Genomic DNA, 10544 nt, shown 5'->3' on the forward strand with positions numbered 1-10544 from the left:
GCTGACCCCGGCCTACGCCGGTACTGAACTGGCCAAGCCGACCAGCCTGGGCGTGCAGACCGCCACCGTGGTCGGCCCCGCCGGCGAGGAAGTCCACACCGACACCCAGGGCCGGATCAAGGTGCAGTTCCACTGGCAGCGGCCGGACGAACACCCGACCATCGGCGCCGGCCTCGACGATAAATCCTCCTGCTGGCTGCGCGTGGCCATGCCGTCGGCCGGCGCCGGCTGGGGCCACCAGTTCATCCCGCGCATCGGCCAGGAAGTGCTGGTCGACTTCATCGAAGGCGACATCGACCGTCCGGTGATCACCGGCGTGCTGTACAACGGCAGCCACCCGACGCCCGACTTCAGCGGCGCCGGCAGCCTGCCCGCCAACAAGACCCTGTCCGGCATCAAGTCAAAAGAACACCAGGGCGGCGGCTACAACGAACTGTTGTTCGACGACACTCCCGGCGAAGTGCGCGCCAAGCTGTCCAGCGAACCGGGCAAAACCCAGCTCAACCAGGGCTACCTCGCCCACCCGCGCAGCAACGGCAAGGCCCAGCCGCGCGGCGACGGCTTCGAACTGCGCACCGACAACCACGGCGCCATCCGCGCCGCCCACGGCCTGCTGCTGTCCACTGAAGCGCAAAACGGCGCTGGCGGCAAACAGCTGGCGCGCGAACACGCCCAGAGCCAGCTCGACGCCGCCCTCTCCCTCAGCCAAGCCTTGGCCGAAACCGCCACCGGCCAGCTGGCCGACACCATGGAAACCGGGCCGGACGAAATCGGCCCGGACAACGCCAAGGCCGGCAAGAAAACCGATGGCCACCTGCAACACCACGCCGACGCGCTGAAAGCCTGGGAAGCGGGATCGAACACCGACAAGGACGGCAAAACCGCCAAGGATCAAGCCGGCCAGCAACCGCTGCTGATCCTGTCCGGCCCGGCCGGCATCGCCAGCCTGACCGAACAAAGCCAAACCGTCTCCGCCGGCCAGAACCTGAACCTCGTCGCCCAGCGCGACGCCAACCACACCACCGGCCGGCGCTGGCTGCACAACGTCGGCCAGCACATCAGCCTGTTCGTGTCCGGGGTGAAGGACAAGGTGGCGCTGAAGCTGATCGCGGCGAAGGGCAAGGTGCAGGTGCAGGCGCAGAGCGACGCGATGGAGCTGACGGCGGATAAGGATGTGACGATCACCTCCTGCAAAAACGTCATCACTGTTGCAGCCAAGGAAGAGATTCTATTGACTTGCGGCGGCGGCTATATCCGCATCGCCGGCGGCAATATCGAAGTGCATTGCCCGGGCCAAGTCAGCGTCAAGGGCGCTAGCCATAACCTGAGCGGACCCACAAGCCTTGTTCAGACGCTGAAATCAGAGAATAAAACCACAGACTTGCATGTACGTTATGAGGATGCTGAGGGCAATCCCTTGGCTGGTGAACAAATCAAGCTGCAATCCGGTGATAATACGAAATTGCAACAATCATCTGATGCAGATGGCTGGGTAAAATTTAAGAATGTGCTTTTCGACACATTCAAGGGCGATTTGCCTACCAGAAAAAAAGGTTAAATCATGTCCGATAAAGCTATGCCGGAAAATCTGGTTTATGTTTGCCTTCCTGGAGAAACTGCAAAAGGTCTTGTCGCAGGATGCAAAAACCGAGTAATTAAGCGCAAACACAGAGACGTGGTCATTCAGATAAATATAAAGTCAAGTGCCACCTACACTCTGCGAACAGACCGCAGTGATTTTTATAGCGAAAGAGATAAGCTCTTACATGCATACCATGCCAGAAAAAGCATGTCTTTCAAAGATGGTGAGCGCATATATGTTTGGATATCCAGAGACTTTTCTGGAAAATTAATTATTGAAAGCTCGGGAAAAGTCTTAGGAGAATGGTACCCAAACAAATTAGACAACAATAAGTATGACAAAGACCCAATGATCAAGCCCGAACCACTGATGATCATTCTGAATAGTAAGCCCGCAACACCTAACTTCTTGAAATGTACAGCTGCGGACCCCTATGGGCATTCTGCTGTTTTAACCCAAGAAGACCAGTTACTTCAAGGCTTCCTGAGCGACGAAAAAATGAAGAAGAGTCAATACTCCTATTTATTAGGAAGTATGGACAAGCCCGAGCTCCAAGAGCACTATATTGCCGGCACAATTTCAAAAAATGAGCTAACCCCTGCGGCCATTCAACAACTTGAACGGCTTGGAGGCCAAATAACAGGGGCTCCAGATCAGCTATTTAAAGAGCCTCAAAAAGGTAGTCAGCTTGAAGCCATCATTGCCAATGTAGTTGAGGGAACAAATACCGCAATGACAAGCAATGACTCCCCTCTCACTGCCAATTATTTTAAAGAAACCGCAGGTTATATCCAGTCTCACTGGAGAAGATTCAACATGCTAGGCATGCGAGTCTATATAGAGAGGTCCAAAATTGGCATGTATCGTTATGTTTTCAAAGGCAGGCTGATTACCCCAACAGGACTGTCTAAGCTAAAAACTGTTAGCATGCCCGTAGGTAGCAACAAAGCTGAATTTCTGGGGTCGAACCATCACATAACAGGACGACGTGGCCTCGGCGGGTTTAAAAGAGTATTTTTAACCGCCAAGGGAAATTTCAGGGCGGGCATGAAGATTCAAGGCGTCGGAACGGTAATAGATTTATATGGGGACTTCGCTACCACATTTGGAGATGGAAAATCCAATGACATGAGCGAGTTTTTCGGAAGAGCTGGAGTGTCTATCTTCAAAGCCGGGAGCACAGCTGCTTTAGGAGGTTTGATTACTGCGGGCATTATGCTTACCGCCGCTACCGCCGCATCAGCAGTTGGTGTTACCATAACGGCTCCAGTTTGGCTGGGCGCAATGGTTGTTGTTGGAGGCTACATACTTGCCGCAACCGTGATTGACTATGCAGATAGCGCATTTAATATTAAAGAGACCGTAGCTGGCTGGGCTAGATAATATGAATCCCATTGCAAAAATTTCTAGAATTGTGTTGGTGTGGGCATGGATTCTATTGCCTCTATCCTTTATTATGGCAAATCAATGGTCTGGCAAGTCGGCTGAGGCCATTAAATTTTCCATAGCCGTCTATCTTACCTTCGCAATCTTGGCAACAGTTTCCACACTCGTACTTAGCAGAAAAGCAAATAAAATAGCAGTTTACTCCTTGGGTATATTTAATGCTTTTTTTGCGTGCACTGTTCTTAGTGTATTCTTGTTCATTTTTCCCGCTTTTTTTACAAAATACGATGTGGAAAACTTTAATTTTATATTAGTTTCCTATACTGCAGCCTGGGCAGTATTTGCCATTGCACACGGCTTTCTTACATTACCAAAAACATCAGAAATACAAGATTTTTTCATAAAGGATTTTAAAGCGCTTGGTACAATATCTGGAGGAAGAATGATTGAGCACTTCTCCATACAGGAAAAACTCTTACTTAACAAATTCAATGACTCACTCCTAAAGCTCGCCTTCCCAATCATAATGGTTTTGTTATTAATATTGGGACTAAATCTTAGGAAAGCATATCCTGAATTTTCAACAATGGCTATCAGCACAGCAATGTCTTTCTTGCTAGCCTGCCTTATTCAAGTTTACATGATGAGCTGTATTTGCATTACGGCTGCCATACAAACAAGTAAAAAACTAGGCATTCAATTGCCTTCAAGTAATCCGTTACATCCTAACAAATAACCCTAGGCTCCATGAATCTGATGTACGCACCAAGATGTCGCCGTTGCCATATCCTCTCATACTAGGCGTTGGTAACATACAGACTGACATGAAGTGATTACATTCGCCCCCCAAGCCGGACACTGTTCTAAAATACGCAAAATGGATGTCGTCCGGCACCTCCTGGACACCGAGGTAGCTGATCTAACCAGCCGCTTTCCAAACCTCTGAGGTTCAAGGCACTTCTATTCCGCGGTAGTTGCATCAACCCTTGCCACCAGCGGGTAAGCTCGCACCATCTACTTAGGCCTTTTATAGAAAGATATCCGGTAGGAGACCCAATCAAGTAGATGGCCACGGTACAACGGCCGCTCAAAGCTTGGGAGAGGATCATCCAGGAAGATGGGACGCCTGTACCGCCACCATCCTACAGTCGTCTAGAACCCCCATTGACCTGCCGTGGGGCTCATCTAGATGAAGATGGGATCCTACGTCCATCCAGGCAGGTAGTAGAAGCCGGGCTTATCACTCTCCAACACACCTCTACGCACCAGCCGATCTAGTGCTGGCCCAACTTCATCCATGCTGTACCCAGAAAGGCCCAAGTGGTGCGGTGGCACTGTAGCAACCCCTATATGGACACGCCCGTATTCTGTCACCCACTGAACCAGCTTGCGCTGGATGGGGCCTAGTCGTGAGTTCACGATCTTTTCCGTGATGAAGTTGGTTCACGCATGCCGCCAGTAGCGGCATGGATCAACCTGCTCTCGCTAGGTTAGTCGTCAGGGTTGGAGTCCTTGAACCAGCCCAGCGAATAGCGGGTGATCGGATAACCTTCTTCATTCTTGCCGGAGGCCGTAGCGAGCATCACCCACCCTTTTTCCAGCATTTAATTTGCATCCTGCTCAGAGCTCGCACCACGTACTTTTTTCACGTTCTTCAATTCGTTTTCCTGCATTTGCATCTTCTCCAGTGATCATCGCCGACGGCCGGTCGGCACGGGTGCCACTAGGGCGCGGTTTTTTCCTATCCGTTGTAAGCCACTTCCTTGCTGCCATAGCCATCTACTTCAAGTTTCGCTTTATGAATATCAGGCTCATTTTGGAAAGGACCACTAGGGTCATACCAGCGGTGAATCACCTTAGCCGGGCGTCCCTCTACTTGGCCGGCGTACTCCCCAAGAATCCCACGCCCAATGTTCGCCCTTGGTGTCGAGCTGTCTGATTGCGTGTCTCTTACAAAATCGTGCTTTTTCAAAAAAACATATAATTCGTCATCCGACGAAATAGTTGAGAATTCTTTCAGTGCATCCATAACTTCTCCCCCTGGTGAAAGGTCTTGCTGATGCCGGCGCGCGACCGGCATGGACAAGGCTTTTACGATCAGCCAAGAGTTGTCTGAGTCTCTCCGACTTTGACAGCACCGACACGCTGCCACGGGTAATTGGCCTCCGGGGCAATTTCCCGAAGCTCATTTTCAAACTCAGCAGCGCTGGAGAATGTTCTGCCAAACCGCGCTGCAATTCGAACCCACTGACGACTGTTCGACCAACCATTATTGTCAGCGATCTCCATCGGTTCTACTTCGAACCCCGGCCCAAGCACCTCATGTAGCCGTTGAATACTCTTTTCCTTGTCACTACCGGGAACATGAAAATAAAGCACTTCGAGAATGTTAAATTCCATGGTCATTTCCCATTCTTTCCTGTTATATATTAAAAGCGATTCTCACATCACTCTCGGTCGCATCATCAGACAGCTCGTTTAGAATCGTGATAACAGAGTTCATTGCAGCACACCATTCCTTAGCATTCGACGCTCGGCAACCGTACTTGGCCTCCACCTGTTCATACAGCCCTAAGCCATGTCTCTGATCTGCGAAAAATCCGACAAAGCGATTTTTAGCTACCAACCATGGCATGTCAGCAGTTGATCCCTCTAACTTGCCCCACTCCGCCTGAGTTACAAATCGAATCATTATTGCTCTCCTTATTAAATCGTATCCTTGATGCCCGCCGGATCATCATGATCAAAGCGACTTTTCCGTCAGTCGAGGCCCAGCAGGGCCATGTCAGTCCAATCATAAGGCAGGAATGCCTACAGGAGCCGGGTCAGTCCAAGGTCAAATGTAAAACGTCTTAGCTAAGTGAGACTGCGACCGCTCGAAAACCACTGATTTCACAAGCATCCACACGTACTTATTCGCTTGCCAGACAAAGCTCCCCGCTAGATAATCTCCCCGTGCCGTTCAATAGCGGCACCGGGATTGGCGTCCCGAAGAATCTCGGCGGACTGCAGCGCAAGCTCCAGTCCTCACACCATTGCTACGTGCAATCTATGGCGGGCCTTGGTGGGAGTGTCGCAAGACACGCCGGTTCCGAGATTCCGGTAACGCCAATCCCGCCATGTGCCTGCCACCCACCGATTGGCGTCGGAGACGCAGGCGAGCACTTAAATCTCGGAGAATCTTGCCATGACAAGCATTTCCCGTAGTGCGTCTCACCTTGCCGTATCCCCCAGCCCTTTGCTCCATTCCAGGGCGTCTACCTCTTTGTCTCAGCCCAGCCTGCTGGCCATGCATCGGCTGCATGATGCCTTTGCCGCCTTGCAGGGCCAGCTAGCCCGCAAGCCGCAGGCCTGCGCCCGCGTGCCGGCGGCGCAGCTGGCGCATTTGTGCCGCGACATTGAGGACGCGGTGGTGGAAACCATCTGCCACCTGGCCCACGGCCAGCTGGGCTTGCAGGCGCTGTTGGGCCTGCTGTCCGCGCTGGGCGACGATGTGCGCCTGCCTTCCAGCCGCCTCCAGCAGTTGTTGGCGCCGCTGGACAAGCGGATGGAAGCGTCGCTCAGCCGGCTCACCGGCGTGCTGTAAGCCGCTGCCGCCGCGGCCCATCCGGGCACGGCGGCCGCTGAGAACCCCGTGTTGGGGTGGGCAGCGGCGTGGCGGCACCTTGGGGGCGCACTCACCCATCGCGCCCCTCGCCGCCTGCGCATCAGGCACCGCTCCGCCCTCGCCGCTTTCCCCGCCCCCGCACGGGACGCACTGACTTGCCGCTCGCCCACGCGCATTGGCCTTTCCCCGGCCGCAGGCCGGACAGGCGCTGGCTTACGCCTGGGCGGGTGGACTTTCTCGCTGGAGGATACGCATGTCCCACCCCACTGAATTTGCGCCGTTTGTCGTGCACATCCGCCCCCAAGCGCACGGCCACGGGCCACACCGCCATCTGCGGCCATCCAACCCGGCCGCACCGCTGGCCAAGCTGAACCACATCTTTGCCCAGCTGCAGGAGCAATTGGCCGACCCCGATCTAGCCAGCCTGCGCCAACCCGTGGCGCAGCTGGCCCACCTGTGCCGGGAGATGGAGGACGCGGTAAGAGAATCCATCCCCCACCTGGCCCATGCCCAGCTGGGCCTGGAATCCATGATGGACCTGCTCTCATGCCTGGGCGACGACGTGCGCCTGCCATCCAGCCGGCTGAAGGAACTACTGACGCCGTTGCTTAAGCGCATGGACCAGCCGCTCCACCTGCTCACCCGCACGCTGTAAGCGCACAGCCCGCCGGGCCGGCACACGCAGGCCCGGCGGTTTCCGCTATCCAGCCATGGAGGAAAACGCATGTCCAACATCACCCCACTTACCCCGCCCGCACCCGGCAACGAACCCAACGCTGGCAAGCCAAACCACCGCCCCGCCACGGTGGCGGCGCTGGTGGAGCTGAACCAGCTCATCGCCAAGCTGCAAAACCCGCTCACCCACCACAGCCCCACCGCTCTACGCCTGCTGCTGGAAAGGCTGGCCGAGCTCAACCAGGACATCGAACAAACCCTCAGCGCCAGCAACCAAACCCTGGCCCGCGCCAGCGAAGGCATGCAATCGCTGCTGGACCTGCTGCGCCTGGCAGACGGCACCCCACTCCCCGCCCGCCAGCTGTTCAGCCTGCTTACCCCGCTACACCAGGAAATGCTGCTGGCCCGCTACCAGCTGGTAGGCAAGGTGTAGCAAAAAGCCCACCCGGCCGGATGGCGGGGTGGGCTGTTTTTAAGCTATTTTGAGTTCAACACTATCTGTGTATTAGCCGCACTTATTGTGCAACCTCAATCAATTCCGATATAGCTCGATAATATTTTCCGCTGGAACTACCATTTCAGGAGAAACAGTAGGTCTACCAATATAGCTTCCTTGTACAACTCGGCATCGAACGACTTTTTTATCAGATAGCTCTCGTACGATTTTATGGCTGGATGGAAGAGACCATCGCCCGTCATCTACCATATGAGCAATGGTGCTAGTTTATAAACAAATAACCCTCTTTCCTGGCCAGCATTCTCAATCGTTCCAGTCCAGCTCACTCCATGATTTAGCGCAATAAAATCATTTACAGAGGCATTGCCTATCAGGCAGTTTAAGCGACTCAACTTTCTGGATAATCCAGGGTCAGCACTGGAAAATTTGAATTTTATTTCAACTCCTGATTTTTGCGCCACTATGTATTGAATTGGACCAATAGCGCTTACCCAACCGAGCAACCCGCTTAGTGCATAAAACACTATAAGCAATGGCATACTTATGACCTTTACAAACTCAAACCTACCGTAAAACCATTGCCTATTACATCCATGATGCCTTTATTTACTCTTGGGCAGTTTAACTTCAAACTCATCAGACTCAATAGAGGAAAAATTAGCTTGATACAGTCGACAATAAATAGAACCTCGTTCATCTACCAGTTTCTTAAATTCATCACTAGACATGTCCTTCCACTCAGCCTTACCAAAAACCACCTCAATCGTCATGCTCTGCCCTTGTCGCACTGCCGTATCAGGACCACCATACCCAACTGTTTCATTAGACTCTGTATAGTGGCGCCCTTTATCTCGATCAAAACTACAAAACAATGTTGGTGCTTTGACCTGCCAAGAAGGTACAAACATAACAACAACACCTTGATCAGTTACGCTAGACTGCACTACTGTAACCGTTTTATCAAAAGGCCGTACACCATGAAAACCAGCTTGAAAAATTAAGAAAGAGATTACACAGCCAAATAAAATTATTGCAACCATTCTAGGCAATAGACCTGCCATGCATCTACAAGATAAAAATCCCACCTAGGGCTTTTCACAGCGATTAAAATTACTGCCCTCATCATTCCGGCAGAAATACATCCCAAATGCTCTTCCGCCACCACCGTAGGAATAAGAAACTGAAAATCTATCAAAACTCCTCCACTCCTGCTCCGCAATCAAAACAGGCGATGGAGTGACCGTAAGCTTACAGTCACTATTAAGCAATGAAAGCTTTCCTGCCTTATATCCAATCACTAGACTTTTTATTTTTGACCCACATTGCCCATCCAAAGAAACGCTATATGAATACTTTCCTAATATATCTCCACCATGACCTGTCAAAGCCGTTACCCCGACACTTGCCATCTCCCCTGATGGCATGTTAACCAAGTTAACCTTGAAGTTATTTCCATCGAATGATACTTTTATATCTTTTGAAATATCTTGCTCTACAACTCCATCCTGGATATCCTCTGTCTTATTTTTGTCTTTTAACCATGCAACAATCCCAAAAAAAGACAAAATTAACAGAAACACAATTATAGTTTTTTTCACCTAATCCCCCATCTTATCTTTGCCTGCTTCACGAGATCGGAATATCCATCTTGCATTAGCGGTGGCTTCGCTATCTTCCTAGGCAAGAAATCTACCCCTCGATCTCCGGTCAGAAAGTCTTTTTCGACAGCATACTCTAATAATGGCCACAAACCAATTCTTGGAATTCTAAAAGCCTGATCAACCGTCATCTGATAATGCAAAGCAATTAAATCTCCTTGCTGCTCACTATTATGAAAACAAAATCTTTTAATCCATTTAGGGTCCAGTGCATACCTACCAATTACAAACTGCTTGTTTGCCCTATCAAAAGTAGAAGCGTCGCCCTCTTCATTGCCACGATCAAACCCTGCCCCTCCGATAGAAAATTGCCATACATGAGTCATTTCATGTATCCAGTTTGCTACAGCACTGACATCCGTATGCTTTGAAAAGTCCTTACTCCATAGCGTTGGAAGAAATACATATGGAAAACGAACAATAGACGTATATTTATATTTCTCACCAAGCGACCTTGCTCGATCATTTACTAACCAAACTTTGTCATAATGAATTTGATCTTTAAAATATCGCCTGCAAAGATTAATCTCCCCATCAGTCAATTTTCTCACAGGAACATTTTCGACTACACATGATTTCCCGATATCTTTTTCATTCGTGCAGATATGTGCTTGAAATTTATAATCAACCCAAACGTCCCGCTCAACAATACAATCTTCATAGTTTTTTTTCACTAAAACCCCTCACTCCGATTTAAATCGGACTCTAACAATCTTCTCTTGCTCTCTAGATACTATTCTATCTGAAAATCCATTACCATCAGTCACCCCCTTTACAATTCGCCCACTCTCCATCTTTATCTCGTAGTGAGAATTTACGATCGGGTTACCATCAAAATCTTTAAGTTGTATGGCTTCATCAAAATGTGAGCCTGGAATTAGCATCATATTTTCTGGAGGATGCATACTGTCCCCACCACTCCAATCATGGCTGGCCCCCTTGAAGCTGACGGTGCCCGGCGCGTGCAGCTCGATCTTGCCATCCTTGATGCGCACATAAGCGCCGCCGCTGGTCAGCAGGATTTCCTGTTTGCCGTTGAAGTGGATTTTCTGTTTCACCGAAGTAATCGAAAGGTCCTTATCCGCCGTCAACTCCATCGCGTCGCTCTGTGCCTGCACCTGCACCTTTCCCTTCGCCGCGATCAGCTTCAGCGCCACCTTGTCCTTCACCCCCGCCACG

13 protein-coding genes are annotated in these 10544 nt (G+C 51.1%); 6 read left to right on the top strand and 7 right to left on the bottom strand.

Annotation, left to right across the window (positions count from 1 at the left end; all coding sequences use genetic code 11):
* From LQR33_RS23045 to LQR33_RS23055, 3 genes are all read left to right on the top strand, one after another.
* Nucleotides 1-1558 (top strand): DUF2345 domain-containing protein (locus LQR33_RS23045; RefSeq protein ID WP_231470597.1); only part of this gene is annotated, 1558 nt, incomplete at its 5' end.
* Nucleotides 1559-1561: 3 nt separating this feature from the next.
* On the top strand, nucleotides 1562-2965 hold the full coding sequence (locus LQR33_RS23050) for an SH3 domain-containing protein (RefSeq protein WP_231470598.1): 1404 nt from the start codon (nucleotides 1562-1564) through the stop codon (nucleotides 2963-2965).
* Between the two features lies 1 nt (nucleotide 2966).
* Nucleotides 2967-3704, top strand: a complete 738-nt coding sequence (locus LQR33_RS23055) for a hypothetical protein (protein ID WP_231470599.1) — start codon at nucleotides 2967-2969, stop codon at nucleotides 3702-3704.
* 1005 nt (nucleotides 3705-4709) lie between these two features.
* Here LQR33_RS23055 and LQR33_RS23060 read toward each other — a convergent pair.
* The 3 genes from LQR33_RS23060 to LQR33_RS23070 all read right to left on the bottom strand — a co-directional run bounded on the left by LQR33_RS23060 (nucleotide 4710) and on the right by LQR33_RS23070 (nucleotide 5660).
* The gene (locus LQR33_RS23060; protein WP_231470600.1) at nucleotides 4710-4997 is read right to left on the bottom strand and encodes a hypothetical protein; all 288 of its coding nucleotides are present in this window, start codon (nucleotides 4995-4997) and stop codon (nucleotides 4710-4712) included.
* 68 nt (nucleotides 4998-5065) lie between these two features.
* Nucleotides 5066-5368: a hypothetical protein gene (locus LQR33_RS23065; protein WP_231470601.1), complete on the bottom strand. Its 303-nt coding sequence runs from the start codon at nucleotides 5366-5368 to the stop codon at nucleotides 5066-5068.
* A gap of 22 nt (nucleotides 5369-5390) precedes the next feature.
* A complete protein-coding gene (locus LQR33_RS23070) occupies nucleotides 5391-5660 on the bottom strand; it encodes a hypothetical protein (RefSeq protein WP_231470602.1) in 270 nt (89 codons plus the stop codon).
* Nucleotides 5661-6233: 573 nt separating this feature from the next.
* On the opposite strand from LQR33_RS23070, the gene LQR33_RS23075 reads away from it, so the two are divergent.
* The 3 genes from LQR33_RS23075 (at nucleotide 6234) to LQR33_RS23085 (ending at nucleotide 7683) form a co-directional block, all read left to right on the top strand.
* Nucleotides 6234-6554 carry a DUF1484 family protein gene (locus tag LQR33_RS23075; protein ID WP_231470603.1) on the top strand — a complete coding sequence of 107 codons (321 nt, stop codon included), beginning with the start codon at nucleotides 6234-6236 and terminating at the stop codon, nucleotides 6552-6554.
* Nucleotides 6555-6828: 274 nt separating this feature from the next.
* Nucleotides 6829-7230: a DUF1484 family protein gene (locus LQR33_RS23080; RefSeq protein ID WP_231470604.1), complete on the top strand. Its 402-nt coding sequence runs from the start codon at nucleotides 6829-6831 to the stop codon at nucleotides 7228-7230.
* Nucleotides 7231-7299: 69 nt separating this feature from the next.
* Entirely contained in the window at nucleotides 7300-7683 is a 384-nt protein-coding gene (locus LQR33_RS23085) for a DUF1484 family protein (protein ID WP_231470606.1), read from the top strand.
* A 626-nt stretch (nucleotides 7684-8309) separates the two neighbouring features.
* On the opposite strand, the gene LQR33_RS23090 is transcribed toward LQR33_RS23085, so the two are convergent.
* From LQR33_RS23090 to LQR33_RS23105, 4 genes are all read right to left on the bottom strand, one after another.
* Nucleotides 8310-8768 (bottom strand): hypothetical protein, encoded by a 459-nt coding sequence (locus LQR33_RS23090; RefSeq protein ID WP_231470608.1) that lies wholly within the window; start codon nucleotides 8766-8768, stop codon nucleotides 8310-8312.
* 24 nt (nucleotides 8769-8792) lie between these two features.
* Nucleotides 8793-9305 carry a hypothetical protein gene (locus tag LQR33_RS23095; RefSeq protein WP_231470610.1) on the bottom strand — a complete coding sequence of 171 codons (513 nt, stop codon included), beginning with the start codon at nucleotides 9303-9305 and terminating at the stop codon, nucleotides 8793-8795.
* Entirely contained in the window at nucleotides 9302-10039 is a 738-nt protein-coding gene (locus tag LQR33_RS23100; protein WP_166439937.1) for a hypothetical protein, read from the bottom strand. Before LQR33_RS23100 ends, LQR33_RS23095 begins: the two co-directional genes overlap by 4 nt.
* Nucleotides 10040-10048: 9 nt before the next feature.
* The coding region (locus tag LQR33_RS23105; protein WP_231470612.1) for a DUF2345 domain-containing protein at nucleotides 10049-10544 on the bottom strand (496 nt) is incomplete at its 5' end.

Source organism: Chromobacterium piscinae (genome assembly GCF_021129175.1).
In the GTDB taxonomy this organism is placed as follows: domain Bacteria; phylum Pseudomonadota; class Gammaproteobacteria; order Burkholderiales; family Chromobacteriaceae; genus Chromobacterium; species Chromobacterium piscinae.